This is a genomic window from Asaia lannensis NBRC 102526, from assembly GCF_024054035.1.
Lineage (GTDB): Bacteria > Pseudomonadota > Alphaproteobacteria > Acetobacterales > Acetobacteraceae > Asaia > Asaia lannensis.
On the sequence record NZ_JAMXQU010000001.1, the window covers coordinates 136,245 to 153,360 of the forward strand.

A 17,116-nucleotide genomic window follows, 5' to 3' on the forward strand; every position below is an offset into this window, starting at 1 on the left:
CCCATGATTTCCAGACGGAAGGCTCTTGCCGGCACGATTGCAGCACTGGCTTCAGCCAGCGGAGGGGCTAGCGCGCGAGGCGGTTATACACGTCTTTCCTCAGAGAACCTGCGCGAAGATCTTGATGCAATCTGGCTCACTCTGCACGAGATCTCTCCCAATCCATTTCAATCGTCCGAGGCTGGGACAGTTGAAAATCTATACCGTCAGATACGCGCGCGAATAACATCACCCACGTATGTCCGGGATGCATGGATGACAATCGCCCCCTTATTGGGAGCGCTGAATGATGGTCATGTGGCCCTCGGCTTCCCGGGTCTGATGAATAAAGCGCCGCACTATTTTCCTGTAACTTTCACCGTGGACGAACTATCCGGCAACCTCATTGTGGAGCACGACCGATCTGGCATCCTGCCTCCCGGCACCCATGTGCTTTACATCGAGAACATCTCCGCAGCCGAGTATCTGGATACGACGACCCGCGCTTTTGGTGGGCAAACTTCTGCACTGATACGGTCACGAGTTTCGCGCACAGGGGCATGGACATCAGCCGCCCTGTTCGGCGTCAAGGCTGCATACCTTTTACGGTGGCGGGATAGAGCTGGTATCGAACATGAGTCTCTGGTTCCCGCGCCAAGCACCGCGCAGTCTCTTCCCCACACACCCCCTTACAGTTTTCGATGGGCTGCTAACGACGTGGGCCTGATCGAATATCGCCGGTGCGAGGATCTCAGTAGATTTCGTGCCTTTCTCGATGAAAGCTTCACGACCCTTCAATTAAAATCAGCTAAAGCACTCATCATCGATATACGCCGGAATTCCGGGGGTGATAGCGAACTCGCGAACTGGCTCTGGTGCTACGCCCAATCACGTCCCTTCAAGCAATTCGGTGGGAAGATTGTACGATCAAACGCGATAATAAAAGCGGATTATGGTCAGGGTAAATATACTAGGTATTATGGCCCCAAAGCGTGGTCAGCGCCAATTGGCGAAGTCATTTCATTTACCGAAGGTCCGTCAGATGGACTGGTATCACCGAAACCTCTCCCCTGCCGGTTCAGCGGCCCAGTCTACCTTCTCATATCGCCTGCAACATTTTCTTCAGGAATGGCCTGTGCGTTAGCAGCTAAAGATTATGGCCTCGCCACCATTATAGGACAGGAAACTGGTGAGCCGGCGACGGGGTCAGGCCTGTTGTATAAATTTCACATACCAAACATTGGCTTCCCGGTCTATCTCACCACGGCACGCTTTCTCGCTCCAAAATTACGTCCATCCCACCAGGGTGTGGTGCCCGACATCATTGTTCCATCCAATACGGTATATGATCTGTTTGCCAATCGAGATACGGCCCTCGAAAAAGCGCTGACACTTATTTGAAGACTAGCGAAGCGAGCTGACCCATGCGGTGACATGTCAGATTCCGGACGCAGCTCTGCAAAGTAAACCCGTATACGTCCGTTTCGCGCCCACTGAACCTACTTCCGATAATATAATTTATCGGAAGTAGGTATAGGGTAGAGGTCATGTCTGTTCGACAGACATTAGTTCATTCGCCTCAATCTTATCTGCAAGTTCCTGCATGATAGGCTGGTAGTATCGGTCGAGCGATTTCATATCGCGATGTCCGGTGACACGCATCAGATCCAGCGGGTTCGCGAGATAGCGCGCGAGACGCGATGTCGCCTCATGACGCAGATCATGAAAGGTAAGGTTGGTCAGGCCTGCCCGTTTTGTCATCCGACCAAAGCGGACAGAGAACGCCTTCTCATTGCCGATATCGAAGATCTTCTCGTGCGGCTCGGGCCTGTGCGGCATCTGCTCGAGTTTCTCAACGAGAAGGCGCCGTGCGCCAGGCGTAAGAGGACGCTTCTCGGGGCCAAGTTCCTCCCGGTGTCGCTCGCTCTTCACTCGGGCAAGCGACAGCGTACGACTACGGAAATCGATGTCTTTCCAGCAGAGAGAAACGGATTCCGATAAACGGCAGGCTTGTTCGATCGACCATTTGACGAGCCACACATCATCGGCATGCTCGGATGTCGAAACGACCTCTATAAGGCGGTCATATTCACTCTGAAGATTGTGCTCATTGTCGAGAATGGCCAACCGCCTGTTACGCTTCCTGTCAGCACCTTGCGGCCGTTTCACAACCCTGCCCGAAGCATGATTGACCGTGTGGATATCCCACTCGCTGATCGCATGTTGGACGACGCTGGCGAGGAGATTGAGCCGCTTGACTACGGTCGCTGGCGCATAACCGTCGGACAGCATGCGATCGCGAAAGGCCCGAACGTCAGCGGGCTGCCATTTGCTCACCATAACATTCACAATAGGGTCATCGAGCAGGGCAGGGATGTGGCCAGTGCGGTCCGCTTGGCGATGGGCCATGCACTCGTCGCGATAGCGTTCCACCAATCGTCTGAGAGGCGTCTTGTCGAGGGACGATGTGTCCTTGAACTGGCGAAGATCGACCTCGGCACGTTTTTCAGTGAGCCAGCGACGAGCCAGAGCTGAAGATGCGAAGGTCTTTCTCAGGCGTTTACCGTCGACCATCTTGCGCGCCTGATACTGACCCGCGCCTCGGTACCATACGCCCTTGGGGAGCTGTTTACCTGTGGCCGGATCGATGCCTGATCTTTCTGATTCGCTCATGCGAAGCCCCTGATACCAAAGAGCCATAATTTCCTGATTGGCTCAGGAATGGCTCAAAATCAACACTCTGGTAAATCAGGATTATGCTTGTAACCGGCTGCACCCCGCAGAGAACTGCGGTAAATGCCGTGGTGTCCCGTACGGGATTCGAACCCGTGTTACCGCCGTGAAAGGGCGGTGTCCTAGGCCTCTAGACGAACGGGACTTGAGGCGTGAGCGGCTGATTATCCCAGCACCGGGTGGGGGTCAACCCTAAATCGTGGCAGCATCCAAAATAAAAAAGCTCAGCATATCCTGACCTTGCCACTGCTCGCAGCGTAGCTGGCCCGCGACATGCAGCACAGGCATGGTCCGATCTTCCAGAAGGGCGGCAAAAGCCTTGTCTGCAGCGCGAAACACCAGACCGCGCAATCTGCCGCCATCTTCGCCCTGCAGAATGACACGAAGCGTGTTGCCATCGCGACCGATACGTTCGGTTTTGACCGCACGAACACGGCTCAGGGCAATGACAGGCTCTTCATGACCTGTGCCGAAAGGCCCGAGGCGAGCGAGTTGAGCCGCGATTTCGGTGGTTGCACCGCGAAGCGTCAGAATGCCGTCGATACAGAGCGCGTCGTAGCGTGGGCGTAACCGCGCATCGGAAAGAGCGTCATCCAGAAAAGCATGGAATGCCCCAGCTTTGTCTGCGTCGAGAGAAAAGCCTGCCGCCATGGCATGGCCGCCTCCCGTCAGCAACAGGCCGGACTGGCAGGCACTGATGACGGCTGCACCGATATCCATACCCTGGACTGAGCGTGCCGACCCCTTGATCTTTCCGTCCTGAAGCGCGCCCACAAGAACCGGTCTGTTGCAGCGCTCACGCACGCGGCTGGCGACGATACCCACAACGCCCGGATGCCAGTCCTCTCCATGCAGGAAAAGAACGGCATGGCCCGAATCGAGCTGCGTTTCTGCCTGACGATAGGCCTCGGTTAGGATATCGGCCTCGACCGTCTGACGCTGACGGTTGATCTCGTCGAGCTTCTCGGCCAGAGCGCGTGCCTCGAAAGCGTCGTCGCTCAGGAGAAGCTTTACCCCCAGCTCCGCTTGGGCAATGCGTCCGCCCGCATTGATGCGTGGGCCTATGGCAAAGCCGCAGGCCATGGCGCTGGCTGTTTCCTTGACGCCTGCCACAGAGGCAAGCGTTGCAAGTCCCAGCCGCTCACCTCGCCCCATGACGCGCAGACCTTGCGCGACAAAGGCACGATTGAGGTCACGCAGGGGCATGACGTCGCAAATCGTGGCCAGGGCGACCAGATCGAGCTTGCGCAGCAGCGCGGGTTCCTCATGTGTATCGAACCACCCTGCAACACGCAGGGCACGGCATGTGGCGACGAGCGTCAGAAAGGCAACGCTCGTTGCACAAAGATGACCGAGGCCGGAGTCGCAGTCGAGCCGGTTGGGGTTGACCACAAGGCATGCGGGCAGAATGGCTCCATCGGGCTTGTGATGATCGAGCACGATAATATCGCCGCCCACGGCCAGTCCGCTGAGCAGATCGACCGCAGCAGTCCCGCAATCGACACAGACAAGCAGCGTGGCACCCTTCTCACGAAGCGCCTCCAATGCGGGTCCATTCGGGCCGTAGCCCTCTTTCTGTCGGTCCGGAATATGGAAGAAGACCGGACAGCCCAGTTCACGCAGGGTTTCGGTCAGGATGGTGGTGCCGCAGGCGCCATCCACATCGTAATCGCCGAACACACCGACCGTTTCGCCGCTCCTCACAGCTTCAGCCAGTCTTGCCGCAGCATCGTTCATGCCCTGAAGGCAGGAAGGATCGGGCAACCAGTCGCGCAATCTGGGGTCGAGAAAGGCCGGGATACGTGCTGCATCGACATCACGGCTATGCAGAATGCGGGCCAGCAACTCCGGTATGGCGGCACGCTGGGCAATGGCCATGGCAATACGGCCATCGCCGCTGGCCAGTCTTTCGTCGCGCCAGACCCAGGAACGACCGCTGCCACTTTCATGGACGGAAAGAACCGGTTCTGGCGAGGCGATGGTCAAGGGGGCGTCAGACATACGCCCCTTTATAGGGTGGGATCAGTGACCTGCCCACGTCTTGGTGGTGAAATTGTGCCTTCCTTCGATGAAGCGCACCGTCGCCGATTTCGACCGCATCACGATGGAATGGGTGCGTGCGATGGTCGGACCATAGAAGCGTACGCCACGCAGGAGCGTGCCGGTGGTTACGCCCGTTGCCGAGAACAGCACGTCGCCACGTGCCATGTCATGCAGGCCAAGCTTGCGTGTCGGGTCGTTGCCGGGGTCCATCGAGCGTGCGCGCTCGACCTGGCTTTCATCCTCGAACATCAGACGGCCCTGCATCTGGCCACCTACGCAGCGTACGGCAGCAGCAGCGAGAACACCCTCAGGCGCACCGCCCGAACCTGCATAGATATCCACGCGGCTCTCATCCATACAGGCGGCGATGGCCGCTGCCACGTCGCCATCGGTCAGCAGCATGACGCGTGCACCGGCCTCGCGGGCACGGGCAATCAGTTCCTCATGGCGTTCACGGTCGAGCGCACACATGGTGATCGAGGAGATATCCTTGCCCTTGGCCTTGGCGAGATCGCGCAGCGTGGTCTCGATGGGCGCATCGATATCAATCAGATCGTCGGGAAGGTTGGGGCCGACCACGAGCTTCTGCATGTAGATATCGGGGGCGTGAAGGAAATTGCCGCTTTCTGCCAGCGCCACCATGGTCATGGCATTCGGCATGTCCTTGGCGCAGAGATTGGTGCCTTCGAGCGGATCGACGGCAATGTCCATCTTGGGGCCGCCAGCACCGACTTTCTCGCCGATATAGAGCATCGGCGCTTCATCCATCTCGCCTTCGCCGATCACGACCGTTCCCTCGATCGCGACCGTGTCGAATGCGGCCCGCATGGCCTGAACGGCTGCACCGTCAGCCTCGTTCTTTTCCCCACGGCCGGTCCAGGCCGATGACGAGATGGCCGCAGCTTCCGTCACGCGCACGAGTTCGAGCGCGAGGTTGCGATCCGTCACTTTATACTTCGGAGAGAAAGGCATCCGGTAAATCCTATCTGTACTCTATCCGGCCAAGCCGGAATTGCGACACATCCTGTTATGCCGGGATGTGCCGCCTTTGCCACATCACACAGTCTCGATTTTCATGAGCAGCGGTGTTCCGATGACGGTTTCAAGCGGCTTGAGTGCCGTGAGGACGGAAAGCATGGCCGCTTCGCTGGTTTCATGTGTGACAAGCGCAAGGGGAACAACCGTCTGTGAAGATGATTGCTGACCGGCCTCGTCAGCGGCATGCTGCGACAGGGCGCGCAGGGAGACGCCATAGTCGCGCAGGGCCGCTGTGATATCTGCCACAACGCCGGGACGATCCTGCACGAAGAGCCTGAGATAATACTGACCGCGCAGTGTTTCGCGAGGCGCGCAGGCGATTTCGGGCTTGGGGTCCATACCCCAGACCGGAAGCGCCGTACCACGCGCCAGATCGATCACATCGGCCACGACTGCACTGGCAGTGGGGCCCGCACCTGCACCGCGGCCTTCGATCAGCATGGGGCCGCTGAAGGCGCCTTCGGTCAGGACCGCATTGAAAACGCCATCGACATTTGCAATGGGGGCGGATTGCGGAACCATACAGGGGCGCATGGATGCCTCGATCATGCCCTCGCCATTGCTTCGCGCGCTGCCGAGCAGCTTGATGCGATAGCCCATTTCGCGTGCAAAAGCCTGATCGCAGGCAGCAATGTTGCGGATACCTTCGACATGAAGACTGTCGAAACGGACCGGCTGACCGAAAGCCAGACCTGCCAGAATTGCCAGTTTATGGGCAGCATCCCACCCGTCGACATCGGTCGATGGGTCGGCTTCGGCATAGCCAAGTGCCTGCGCCTCGGCCAGGATATCGGCAAAATCGCGACCGGATTCGCGCATGGCAGTCAGGATATAGTTGCAGGTGCCGTTCAGAATGCCGCCTACACGCAGCAGATGATCGGCGGCCAGGCCCTCACGCACCAGTTTGATGGCCGGAATACCACCAGCCACCGAGGCCTCGAACAGCAGCGAGGTCTCGTTCTCGCGCGCCAGCGTGGCCAGGGAGGCACCATGAATCGCCAGAAGGGCTTTGTTGGCGGTCACGACGGGCTTGCCCGCCTTCAGGGCGGCTTCGACCAGCGTGCGGGCAGACCCTTCGGCGCCGCCTATCAGTTCGAGCACCACATCGACCTTGGGGTCGGTCGCCAGATCGACGGGGTTGTCATACCAGGTGAGCCCCGTCAGATCGACGCCACGATCGCGCGTGCGATCGCGCGCCGAGACGGCGACAACCTCGATGCGCCGCCCGGCACGGGCGGTGATGGCCTGGGCATTCTCGCGCAGCAGTCGCACCACGCCAGCCCCGACTGTGCCAAGACCTGCAATACCAAGATGGAGTGTTTGACCGTTCACGAAACTGCCTCTGCCTGTTTGACGCCATGTTTGTTGAGGAAGGTCTTGATGGCACGTGTGGCCTGACGCAGGCGCTGCGTGTTCTCGACAAGACCGATACGAACGAAGCCTTCGCCATATTCGCCAAAGCCCAGACCCGGCGCCACGGCCACGCCGGCTTCTTTCAGCAGCAGCTTGCTGAAATCCACGCTGCCCATTTCGGCAAACCGCTCGGGGATGGGAGCCCAGGCGAACATCGAGCCCTGCGGTGAGGGAACATCCCATCCGGCAGCATGCAGCCCGCGTATCAGCACGTCGCGTCGTTCGCGATACATGTCGCGAATTTCGGCCACGCAATCCTGTGGGCCGCTCAGCGCGGCCACAGCCGCCACCTGAATGGGGGTGAACGCACCGTAATCGAGATAGGATTTGATGCGAGTGAGCGCCTGGATCAGATGCGGGTTGCCTGCGGCAAAACCCATGCGCCAGCCCGCCATGGAGTAGGTCTTGGAGAGCGAGGTGAACTCGACGGCAATGTCTTTCGCGCCGGGCACCTGAAGGATCGACGGCGGCGGCTCATCGCCGAAATAGATTTCGCAATAGGCCAGATCGGACAGGATCCAGATCTGCTCGCGACGGGCGAAAGCCACCAGCTCCTTGTAGAAATCGAGAGAGGCCGTAAACGCCGTCGGGTTGGATGGAAAGTTCACGATCAGCGCGGTGGGTTTCGGCACGGAATGGCGCACGGCGCGTTCGAGCGCACGCAGCATGTCCTCATCCGGCGTGGCCGGGATCGAGCGCACCGAGGCACCCGCGATGATGAAGCCGAACTGATGGATGGGATAGGAGGGGTTCGGCACCAGAATCGTATCGCCTGGGCTGGTGATGGCCGAGGACAGATTGGCCAGACCCTCTTTCGAGCCCAGAGTCGCGATGACTTCTGTCTCGGGGTTCAGATCGACGCCAAAGCGGCGTTCGTAATACCCCGCCAGTGCGCGGCGCAGGCCGGGAATGCCACGGCTGACCGAATAGCGATGGCTGCGCGGGTCCGCCACGGTCTCGACCAGCTTCTTGACGATATGCGGCGGGGTGGGGCTGTCGGGATTGCCCATGCCCAGATCGATAATGTCTTCACCATGCGCTCGGGCCGCGGCCTTGGCCTTGTTTACCTCGGCAAAGACATAGGGCGGCAGGCGACGGATGCGGTGAAACTCTTCGGTCATTTTTCGGCTCGGGGGCACAGGGTTGAAATAAAATTGCCGAAGTCAGGGCGACTCCGACAATCTTCACTAACCTGTTTCCAGAACCGGGTGAACCTTCCTCAGTAAGGCGTGGTGTCAATTCTCACACCGCGGCCCAGCGCACCGGCGCTGATCCTGATATCCGAAGCGGGCACACCATGCAGAATAAGCGTCTGGGCGACCACGCGCGCGCGCAGAAGGCCGAGCTTGATCCCCATGACCTGTTCTTCGGGACGGAACGATGTGATCTCGCCGAATCCCTTGACGTAGATCGGCGCGTGAGCGCCACGCGATCCGACAACCTTGCCGATTGCGCCGTCCTGACCGTTCGCCATCTGGTCCGAGGCCTGATTGAAACGGATCAGCGTGCCATGCGGCTCTGTCAGATCGTAGGCAGGCGGCACGATATCGGGCAGCGATGCATCGCGCGGGATGGCGAAACCGGGAAAGCTGGGTGCCGCAGGGGGCAGATCGCCGATCTGCGGCAATTCGCCCGGTTTGATGGGCGGCGGAGCGAAGCGCGTGACCTCAGGCAGGGCCGCCTCGGGTGCCGCAGGCGTTGCAGCGCTTTCCTGCGATGTCGGTTTCGCATGCGCAGGCTGGGCCTGCTTGCCGGGCATCGCGCCCGATGCAACGGGAGAGGATGCCTGGGCTGCTGTCTGTGTCGACGTGGCTGCTGGGGCAGGGGTCTGGCCCGGGGCCACCACGCTCATGGAGGAGCCGCTTTCGGTACTGGCAGGGCGTGGTTTGGGCGGTGGCGGAGGGGCAGCAATGATCAGAGGGCCATCGGCGACAGCCAGATGCTGGCTCAGATTGCGCTGGAGTGTCAGCTTGTCGGTCAGGGCCTGTCTGGCTTGCGCACTCGGCAGGTCGACCGTGGTGGTCGGTGTCAGGCCGACGCGTGGATAAGTGCCGTGGGCGCCGGGTGCGGGCGGTCGCTGCTTGGCGATCTCGCCCCCCTGATACTGGTGATACCAGTTATCGACCGTATCCACGGCGTCCCTGTGTCCGCAGGCGGCCAGTGTCATCATCCCTGTCATGACAAGGCCTGTTCGCAGCCAGCCTGTATTGTGCATCTCTTCCGATCGACCTTTGCATTTCTTGTGCGGTTTCACTGTGCTGGCGCCACCCTAACCGCTCCCGCCCGTTGTGGCGAGATGCTTGATCTGGAGCAAAAAGCGGGGGACCTCTTGTGAGGGCCGCCCATCAAGCGCAACATAGAAGAGATGAACAGGCTGTATGGACATAGGAACACCAGCATGCGCGGCATGACGCCCCAGGATATTTCCCGTATCGCCCCACGTCTCGACGATGAAGATCCCGACCAGACGCCCGACACCCCCGAAGAGCCCAAGGAACCGGCCGAGAAGGCACCCGGGGCCGAGCTTGAAGGCAAGCTGTTCGAGCAGCGCAAGGTCCTGATTTTCGGTGGTATCAACGACAAGGTCGCCCGTGACGTGACCGGCCGCCTGCTGGCCCTGGCTGGCGCGTCCGACAAGCCGATCGATATCTATGTCAACTCACCGGGCGGTCACGTCGAGAGCGGCGATACCATTCACGACATGATCCGCTTTGTGGATTCCATCGCCCCCGTGAACATGATCGGTACGGGCTGGGTGGCCTCTGCCGGCGCGCTGATCTTCGCAGCCGGTCGCCCGGAGCGTCGTCTCTGCCTGCCCAACACGCGCTTCCTGCTGCATCAGCCGATGGGCGGCGTGCGCGGCCCGGCAACCGATATCGATATCGAGGCCCGCGAGATCATCAAGATGCGCGAGCGTCTGAACCGTCTTTTCGCCCGTGAAACCGGCCAGTCCTACGAGAAGATCGCCAAGGACACCGACCGCAATCACTGGATGTCGGCAGAGGAAGCCATTGCCTATGGCCTCGTCGCGCGCGTCATCACCAAAATGAGCGATATCAAGGAATAAGAAGAGGATACCTCTCTCATGTCACGTCTTGAAAAACTCTATAGCCATCTCCCGGATGCGCCGTCAGACAAGACTCTGGCCAAGGCCGATTTCGAAGCCCGCCACTGGAGCAGCGCCATTCCCGGCCCGCTCAAGCCGGGCACCGAGGAACACAAGCGCGCTGTGGCCGACATGTTCAGGGAGACGTTCAACCCTTACAAGCCTTCGGTCATCGAGTGGCCCAAGCTCGATCCGCAGACCCTGCATCGCATCACCTCCCTGCCGATCTGGGATATTGCGGTGCAGACCGAAGGCAAGGCCCGCCTGCGCATGGCGGCCTATGCCGACATGATCGACGATCCCGAGATGAAAGACGCTCTGCGTCGCAATGCCTGGGAGGAGAACCGCCACAAGGAAGTGCTCTCCAAGCTCGTCGAGGCCTACAACATCCCGATGGCACCCGAGCCGCCCTATATCGAGCCGAAAGACACGGAATGGGCCTATCTGGTGACCGGTTTCTCGGAATGTGTGGACAGCTTTTTCGCGTTCGGCCTCTTTGCTCTGGCAGAGCGCGCCGGTCTGTTCCCTATGGAGCTGATCGAGACGTTCGAGCCCGTCATGCAGGAAGAATGCCGCCATATCCTGCTTTTTGCCAACTGGCTGGCCTGGCATCGTGCCACCATGCCGTGGTGGAAGCGCCCGCTGTTCGAGGCACGCGTGCTGGGTGTCTGGGCGTTCCTTGCATATGAGCGCATGGATCTGGCGCGTTCGATCGATGCCGACGGCAACGAGCACACGCAGGACAATAATTTCACGGTGACCGGCGCTAAGGACATGACGGATATGGACATCAAGGTGCCTGAGCTGATGCAGCTCTGCCTAGATGAAAATGATCGTCGCTTCTCGGGTTATGACCACCGCCTGCTGCGCCCCACCACCACGCCGACACTCGTCAGGACCGGGTTGGCGGCCTACCGCCTGTGGGGCAAGGCCTCCGGGGCAGTGCGTTCGCGCTTTGGCCACAAATCCCGGCACGCTCCTGCATGAGTGCGATCGAGCCGGGATCGGAAGCCCATAAACACTATTTCTGTCAGCAGTTCATCGACACCCATCAGGTTTTCGACCCCGAAACCCTGCCATGGCCCGAGCTGACGGAAGAGGAACTGACCCGGCTCCGTGCTGTCCCGTTCTGGCAGGAGGTGTATCACACCGAGCGCCGGGCCGGGGCCATCGTCGATGCCTTCACCCCGCAGATCATCGATCCGGAAGTGAAGGAAGCCGTTCGGCTACAGGGGTATGAAGAAGCCCGTCATGCCGAACTGATACGCGTCATGATCGAGCGTTACGGTCTCGACGCACAGAAACAGCCCATCGAGAAATTTCCAGCCGATCTCGAAAAGGCTTTCATCGATTTCGGGTTCGGCGAATGTCTCGATGCCTTTCTCGGTTTCGGGGCCTTCAAGAGCGCGCGCCAGTCGCAGTTTCTGCCTGAGAAGATGTTCGAGATTTTCGACATCCTGATGTTCGAGGAAACGCGCCATATCGTTTTCTTCATCAACTACATGGCCTGGCGCGAGAAACGCCGGGGTCTTGGCCGGGCAAGACGCTCCTTCAAATCACTGCATTTCTATCTTCGCGCGCTCAGCCGTCTGCTTGGCATGGTGCGTCGCGGGCAGGAACCCAATGACGGGCGCGATTTTGCCGTGACCCAGACCAATCTTTTTCTCGATGGCTTCTCGTTCCGCGGTTTCGTTGAAGATTGCTACCGTGAAAACGCCAGACGCATGACAGCTTTCGATCCCGGCCTGATGCAGCCACGCCTGCTGCCCGGCATTGCCGATCTGGCCCTGCGCGGCCTGCGCCTGTGGGACAAGGGACGTCGTCTCAAAGGGTAAGCAGGCTTTCTGTCAAAAACCTGTGGGGCGCTCCCCCATATTCCGCCAAAGACCAGCCGTTCCCCGGACACCTGACCGGGTTATAAAGCGGGGATCGAAAAGGTTTGTCTCTTCGCGGGGGCAGGGCTGAGCCCTGCTGGTCCGTTATGGTGGGAAAGCCGTGGCACCTCAGTCAGTCAGGCCGAGCAGACGTTCTGTATCGGGGTCAACGGGAATGCCATTTTCCGCACGCAAGGCAGCTTCTTCCCACTCCTTGTCGCCAGGCGCGTAGACAGCCAGGTCGGGCTCTGCGGGAGGGGCGTTGCGCAACAGGTCGAGGTAGCGCGCCATTTCAGCCTCGAAGGCGTCCTGTCCAATGAAACGCGCTGGATCGAAGGCCACCATGATGTGGCCGACATTCTGCGGTTTGTGGCCCTGCTGGGCCTGAGCCGTGCTGGTCATGACCGGATCGGGATCCGCGCCTGAGAGAATGGCGGAGAGGATCGTCACCAGACCGGCCAGGGCAGCGCCTTTGTGACCATAGGCCATGCCACCGAGCGGCTGGAGAAAGCGGGCCTGACTGGCGTCCAGAGTGGGGTGGCCCTGTTCGTCAAGGGCGACTTCCGGCGGCAGGGGAAGGCCGAGACTGCGATAGAGCTTTACCCTGTTGAAGGGAATGGAGGAGGTGGCCATGTCGAGCAGCCAGGGTGCGCGGTCGCGTACGGGTGCTGCCATGGCGATGGGATTGGTGCCGTGAAAAGGCGTCCGGCCGCCCGACAGGGCGACAGCGGGGTCGGAATTACTGAGGACGAGCGAGACGAAGCCTTTTTCGGCGGCGGCTAGCGCATAGGCACCACCGGCACCGTAATGGGTCGAATGATGCACGGTGACAGCACCGATACCGGCATGACGTGCCAGAGCGATGGCCTCGTCCATGGCCTCATAGGAAGCGGCATGAGCCAGGCCGAAATCTGCATCCAGTCGTCCGGTGGCAGGTGCCGTTTGGGTGAAGACCCGCTGGGGTCGAGGATTGACGCCGCCTTTTTCGAGCATATCGACGTAATAGCCAATCAGGCGCACACCGTGGCTGTCGGTGCCAAGGCGCGAGGCATGCATCATGGCGCGTACGGTCTGCGCGGCATCTTCGGGCCGTGCTCCGGCGGCAACGAGCCTTGCCTGACAGGCCTCGGCAAGGCGTGTGGCCGGATAGCGATTGGCAGTGTCCATGAAAGTCCCGTTTTATCGGTGATGTGAGCCGAGCATCGTACGTGCCCGTTCGCGATCCAGCGCGCCTTGCCATGCTGCAAGAACCACCGGTGCAACGCAATTGCCTGCCAGGTTCCCCACCGCGCGGGCAATACCGCTGAACCAGTCAACGGCGATCAGAAGCACGAGGCTGGAAAGCGGAATCGACGGGGCAGCAGACATGGTCGCGGCCAGGACGACGATGGCGATTCCGGGTACGCCATGCGCACCTTTCGAGGTGATGAGAGCCGTGGCGAGCATGGAAAGAATCTGGGTGAGGGTAAGCGGCGTATGCGTGACTTCGGCCAAAAAGACGACAGCAAAGCCGAGATAGATCGAGAGCGCATCGAGATTGAGAGAATAGCCTGCTGGTACGACGAGCCCCACGACCTGCCGCGAAATCCCCATGGCTTCGAGCTTGGTCATGATGCTGGGCAACACGGAATCCGAACTGGTCGTTGCAGTGACGATCAGGATTTCCTCACGGAAATAGCGGGCGAAATGCAACGGGTTGATTTTGCAAAGCGCCAGAAGCCCACCCAGAATGACCACGATGAAAACGGCAATGGCGCTGAAATAGAGAATGACGAACAGCGCCAGATGATCGATGGCGTCCAGCCCGTATTCCGCAACGGTGGTTGAGACGGCGCCGAACACGCCCAGAGGCGCGGTGGCGATGATCACGCGCATCATGCGCGAGAACAGGGAAGAGAAATTCTCGATCAGCTTCGTGATGGGGGCGCCAGCCTCGCCGAGGCGAGACAGGCAACAGCCCAGAAGCACGGCGAAGAACAGGATCTGGAGAATATTCCCTTCCGCAAAGGCGGCGATAGGGGATCGGGGAATGAGGTTGAGAATAAATCCGGTCACGCCCTGGCCATGCAGGGCATGGGCATTGGCAGCGTAGCTGGCCACAGCATGGGCATCTTCAGGGCTGGGCGTATAGCTCATGCCGCGCCCTGGATGGAGAAGCAGCGCCGCCCCGACCGAGAGCAGCAGGACCAGTGTGGTCATGGCCTCGAAATAGATCAGCGCCCGGCTGCCGAGTTTACCGACAGCGCCAAGAGATCCCGCGCCGGTAATGCCGCTGACGACAATACAGAACAGGAGCGGCCCCACGATCATCAGGATAAGACGCAGGAAAAGATCGGTCAGCCAGCGGCATTGATGCGCGAGGTGAGGGGCAAACAGACCGAGCATAATACCGCCTATGGTGGCGATAATGACCTGAACGAAAATACCGGGGCGATAGCGAGCGGCTCTCTTCAGGTCAGGGGGGCTCAAATCGGTTCTCCGGTCAGCAGGGCGGGGCCGGGTGAGGCCCCGGCATGGGGATGGTCGCATCGTGCGATCAGTAGGTTACGTTGATCTTCGCGCCGACGAAACGGGGTAGACCGGGAATGACGCCATAGAAGGTTGCCTGCGTACCGCCGGATAGCCAGTAGCGGCGGTCTGCAAGGTTCTGCCCGTAAACCGTAAGCGACCAATGCTGCTTTGGGGCGGCGAAGGTCAGGAATGAGTTGAGCAGGAAGTAGGCCGGCGCACGGTAGATGCCGCCATCGCCGATATGCTGCGGCTGTGTCTGTGCACCGCGATAGTTGTAATCGACATCGAAGCTCATGCGATAATCGCGGAATACGTTCCAGCTATAGACGGCAGCGCCCGAGAGGGTGAGGTTCGCAAGCCCCATATTGTAGCCGTTATAATTGGTATAGACGGGCGACCAGACGCCGGTGGAGGCAAATTGCGCCGTTGTGGCGCTGCGGTTCAGGCTCTGGAACTGGGTATAGACACCGTTCTGGTAACCGAAATTCTGGGTCAGCACGAGCCCGCGTACAGGATGCGCTTCCATGTCGAATTCGGCACCGTAGATATATGAGCGCGGTGCGTTCACATAGCCGCCGAGCACGCCATAAGGCGGCACGAGAATACTGCCCAGGATCTGCTGGTCGCGATAATCGTAATAGAATCCGGCTGCATTGAAGCGCAGACGGCGGTTGAACAGCATGGATTTGAACCCGCCTTCATAAGTCAGCACGGATTCAGGCTTGAAGGGTTTGAGCTGGTTGGCGTTCTGCGTGATGTTGGCCGAGAAGCCGCCCGGCTTGAAGCCTTTGGAAAAAATTGCATAACCCATGATGCTGGGCGTGATCTGGTATTGTGCACCGACACGCCCGGCAAACTGGTTCGTCAGGGCTCCGGCACTGCCGAAATTGGTTTGCGATGTGGCGAGACCGGTATTGAGATTGACGTTGGTGCTCGTGAGGTTGAGCATTTGACGGTCGTCAGATTCATGATTGATGGCGCCAATCAGCGTCAGCTTGGGCAGGATGCGATAGCTGAGCTGGACATACTGATTGAAATTCTGCTGGTTCTGCCGGTAGCTGGTCTCGTTCAGTGGCGTGGTACCGGGACGGTCGGAGCTGTCGTACCAGAAGCTCTGCGCCATACGGGCGCGGCTGTAATACAGACCCGTCTCCCAGTGGAAACGTGCTTTCGGATCGCGCGATTCCAGCTTCACTTCCTGAGAAAAGACGTTGGTCTGGTTATTGCGGAACATGTTGCCGTAGGACGCGACCGAATTGGTCTGGTTCGTCAGCTCGTGCTCATCCACCATTTCATAGGCGCTTTGCGACCACAGACGTCCCCAGCTGAATTCCTTGGTGTAGCGGACATTCGCACCCCAGAAGAGATTGTTCTCGCGCGGCTTTGTATTGTCCGGGTTGATGCCGATGATTTTTGCAAAACGCGGATCCAGACCCCAGGCGGTCTGGTAGATGTCGCCTGTAATGGGTACGCCATAGGAATTGTAGAGATTATGGCCTGAAGACGATTCAGACTGATCGGTCGTCCAGTGACCGCCGATATCGAGACGTGAGGTCTCGTCGATCTGCCAGCGCAGCTTGCCACGTAACGCACCGATATTGCTGTTTCCATAACCGGTGCCCTGAGCATTGTGCTGAAAGCCGCCGCCTGTGAGGGATTGTCCGGCAATACGATAGGAGACGCTTTTGGACAGCGGTCCCGAAACGAAACCCTCAACACGGTTGCGACCGTAACTGGCGATGTCTTCCGTAAGACCGGCATGGAACTGCTGGGTGGGGTCACCGGTATGAAAATTGATTTCACCGCCCGTGGTCGATTGCCCATGCGTAAAACCGGACGCGCCCGGCGCGACGGAAACATCGTCCATATCGAACAGAATGCCTGTGGTCATGATGCTGACCGGATAGGCGATGCCATCGACATAGGGCATGACCGAGGGGGTGTTATTCTGGGTGAAGTCCATCAGACCGACACCGCGCAGCGCAAAATTGAGCGCGGCGCTGCCAAAGCTCGGCTGAATGGTCAGGTTGGGTGCCACGCGCACGATATCGGTCAACTGCCGAACGTTCCGGTTCTGCAACTCCTGGCGCGAGAGGATGGTCTCGGAATGCGCATCGTGCTGTCCGGCGCTGGTGACACCACGGCGCGCTGAGACATGAACGGTCTCGCTGCTTCCCGCGAGAGGTGCTGCGTGGCGATGTGCTGCGGACGCGCCGGTTGTTCTGTGTCTGACCGCATGACCCTGACCCGTGCCGGTAGTGGTCACGACCTGACCGGATGCCGCCACGGCCTGTCCGGTCCAGCCGGAACCCACACCCGAAGAAACGGCAACGGTGGTAACCAGCAATGCTGCACGACAGGAAAGGGATCGGGCGAGGCGCGATGTCGGAAAATAAGGCATCTGGGGCTCCGTGGCATC

General features: G+C 59.7%; 13 protein-coding genes and 1 tRNA gene. 4 read left to right on the forward strand and 10 right to left on the reverse strand.

Annotated elements, in window-relative coordinates; all coding sequences use genetic code 11:
• The first annotated feature begins 3 nt into the window (after nucleotides 1-3).
• On the forward strand, nucleotides 4-1,380 hold the full coding sequence (locus tag NF685_RS00570) for a S41 family peptidase (protein WP_252848189.1): 1,377 nt from the start codon (nucleotides 4-6) through the stop codon (nucleotides 1,378-1,380).
• A gap of 144 nt (nucleotides 1,381-1,524) precedes the next feature.
• On the opposite strand, the gene NF685_RS00575 is transcribed toward NF685_RS00570, so the two are convergent.
• From NF685_RS00575 to NF685_RS00605, 7 genes are all read right to left on the reverse strand, one after another.
• Complete coding sequence (locus NF685_RS00575) at nucleotides 1,525-2,652, reverse strand: tyrosine-type recombinase/integrase (RefSeq protein ID WP_051757680.1); 1,128 nt, start codon at nucleotides 2,650-2,652, stop codon at nucleotides 1,525-1,527.
• 129 nt (nucleotides 2,653-2,781) lie between these two features.
• Nucleotides 2,782-2,857, reverse strand: a tRNA-Glu gene (locus NF685_RS00580).
• Nucleotides 2,858-2,904: 47 nt separating this feature from the next.
• Nucleotides 2,905-4,713, reverse strand: coding sequence for a single-stranded-DNA-specific exonuclease RecJ (gene recJ / locus NF685_RS00585; protein ID WP_373317835.1), 1,809 nt, complete (start codon nucleotides 4,711-4,713; stop codon nucleotides 2,905-2,907).
• 21 nt (nucleotides 4,714-4,734) lie between these two features.
• Nucleotides 4,735-5,727, reverse strand: a complete 993-nt coding sequence (gene glpX, locus NF685_RS00590) for a class II fructose-bisphosphatase (protein ID WP_222546383.1) — start codon at nucleotides 5,725-5,727, stop codon at nucleotides 4,735-4,737.
• A gap of 84 nt (nucleotides 5,728-5,811) precedes the next feature.
• Nucleotides 5,812-7,125, reverse strand: a complete 1,314-nt coding sequence (locus NF685_RS00595) for a homoserine dehydrogenase (protein WP_252848190.1) — start codon at nucleotides 7,123-7,125, stop codon at nucleotides 5,812-5,814.
• Nucleotides 7,122-8,327: an LL-diaminopimelate aminotransferase gene (locus NF685_RS00600; protein ID WP_062163717.1), complete on the reverse strand. Its 1,206-nt coding sequence runs from the start codon at nucleotides 8,325-8,327 to the stop codon at nucleotides 7,122-7,124. The genes NF685_RS00595 and NF685_RS00600 overlap by 4 nt, the downstream gene beginning before the upstream one ends.
• A 98-nt stretch (nucleotides 8,328-8,425) precedes the next feature.
• The gene (locus NF685_RS00605; protein ID WP_252848191.1) at nucleotides 8,426-9,385 is read right to left on the reverse strand and encodes a hypothetical protein; all 960 of its coding nucleotides are present in this window, start codon (nucleotides 9,383-9,385) and stop codon (nucleotides 8,426-8,428) included.
• A 219-nt stretch (nucleotides 9,386-9,604) separates the two neighbouring features.
• On the opposite strand from NF685_RS00605, the gene NF685_RS00610 reads away from it, so the two are divergent.
• Genes NF685_RS00610 through NF685_RS00620 form a run of 3 tightly spaced genes read left to right on the forward strand, consistent with a single transcriptional unit; the run spans nucleotide 9,605 to nucleotide 12,147 of the window.
• Nucleotides 9,605-10,273 (forward strand): ATP-dependent Clp protease proteolytic subunit, encoded by a 669-nt coding sequence (locus tag NF685_RS00610; protein ID WP_222546386.1) that lies wholly within the window; start codon nucleotides 9,605-9,607, stop codon nucleotides 10,271-10,273.
• Nucleotides 10,274-10,291: 18 nt separating this feature from the next.
• A complete protein-coding gene (locus tag NF685_RS00615; protein WP_252848192.1) occupies nucleotides 10,292-11,299 on the forward strand; it encodes a ferritin family protein in 1,008 nt (335 codons plus the stop codon).
• Nucleotides 11,296-12,147 (forward strand): ferritin family protein, encoded by an 852-nt coding sequence (locus tag NF685_RS00620; RefSeq protein WP_252848193.1) that lies wholly within the window; start codon nucleotides 11,296-11,298, stop codon nucleotides 12,145-12,147. The genes NF685_RS00615 and NF685_RS00620 overlap by 4 nt, the downstream gene beginning before the upstream one ends.
• 168 nt (nucleotides 12,148-12,315) lie before the next feature.
• Here NF685_RS00620 and NF685_RS00625 read toward each other — a convergent pair whose 3' ends face one another.
• The 3 genes from NF685_RS00625 to NF685_RS00635 all read right to left on the reverse strand — a co-directional run bounded on the left by NF685_RS00625 (nucleotide 12,316) and on the right by NF685_RS00635 (nucleotide 17,098).
• Nucleotides 12,316-13,353 carry an Ldh family oxidoreductase gene (locus NF685_RS00625; protein ID WP_252848194.1) on the reverse strand — a complete coding sequence of 346 codons (1,038 nt, stop codon included), beginning with the start codon at nucleotides 13,351-13,353 and terminating at the stop codon, nucleotides 12,316-12,318.
• Between the two features lie 12 nt (nucleotides 13,354-13,365).
• A complete protein-coding gene (locus tag NF685_RS00630) occupies nucleotides 13,366-14,655 on the reverse strand; it encodes a cation:dicarboxylate symporter family transporter (RefSeq protein WP_264813741.1) in 1,290 nt (429 codons plus the stop codon).
• Nucleotides 14,656-14,722: 67 nt separating this feature from the next.
• Nucleotides 14,723-17,098 (reverse strand): TonB-dependent receptor, encoded by a 2,376-nt coding sequence (locus NF685_RS00635; RefSeq protein ID WP_252848195.1) that lies wholly within the window; start codon nucleotides 17,096-17,098, stop codon nucleotides 14,723-14,725.
• Between the last annotated feature and the right edge of the window lie 18 nt (nucleotides 17,099-17,116).

Bases quoted from the DNA above. Each gene is read 5' to 3' on its own strand.
- NF685_RS00570 (WP_252848189.1), top strand. From the start codon at position 4: ATGATTTCCAGACGGAAGGCTCTTGCCGGCACGATTGCAGCACTGGCT.
- NF685_RS00575 (WP_051757680.1), bottom strand. From the start codon at position 2,652: ATGAGCGAATCAGAAAGATCAGGCATCGATCCGGCCACAGGTAAACAG.
- recJ (WP_373317835.1), bottom strand. From the start codon at position 4,713: ATGTCTGACGCCCCCTTGACCATCGCCTCGCCAGAACCGGTTCTTTCC.
- glpX (WP_222546383.1), bottom strand. From the start codon at position 5,727: ATGCCTTTCTCTCCGAAGTATAAAGTGACGGATCGCAACCTCGCGCTC.
- NF685_RS00600 (WP_062163717.1), bottom strand. From the start codon at position 8,327: ATGACCGAAGAGTTTCACCGCATCCGTCGCCTGCCGCCCTATGTCTTT.
- NF685_RS00605 (WP_252848191.1), bottom strand. From the start codon at position 9,385: ATGACAGGGATGATGACACTGGCCGCCTGCGGACACAGGGACGCCGTG.
- NF685_RS00610 (WP_222546386.1), top strand. From the start codon at position 9,605: ATGCGCGGCATGACGCCCCAGGATATTTCCCGTATCGCCCCACGTCTC.
- NF685_RS00615 (WP_252848192.1), top strand. From the start codon at position 10,292: ATGTCACGTCTTGAAAAACTCTATAGCCATCTCCCGGATGCGCCGTCA.
- NF685_RS00620 (WP_252848193.1), top strand. From the start codon at position 11,296: ATGAGTGCGATCGAGCCGGGATCGGAAGCCCATAAACACTATTTCTGT.
- NF685_RS00625 (WP_252848194.1), bottom strand. From the start codon at position 13,353: ATGGACACTGCCAATCGCTATCCGGCCACACGCCTTGCCGAGGCCTGT.
- NF685_RS00635 (WP_252848195.1), bottom strand. From the start codon at position 17,098: ATGCCTTATTTTCCGACATCGCGCCTCGCCCGATCCCTTTCCTGTCGT.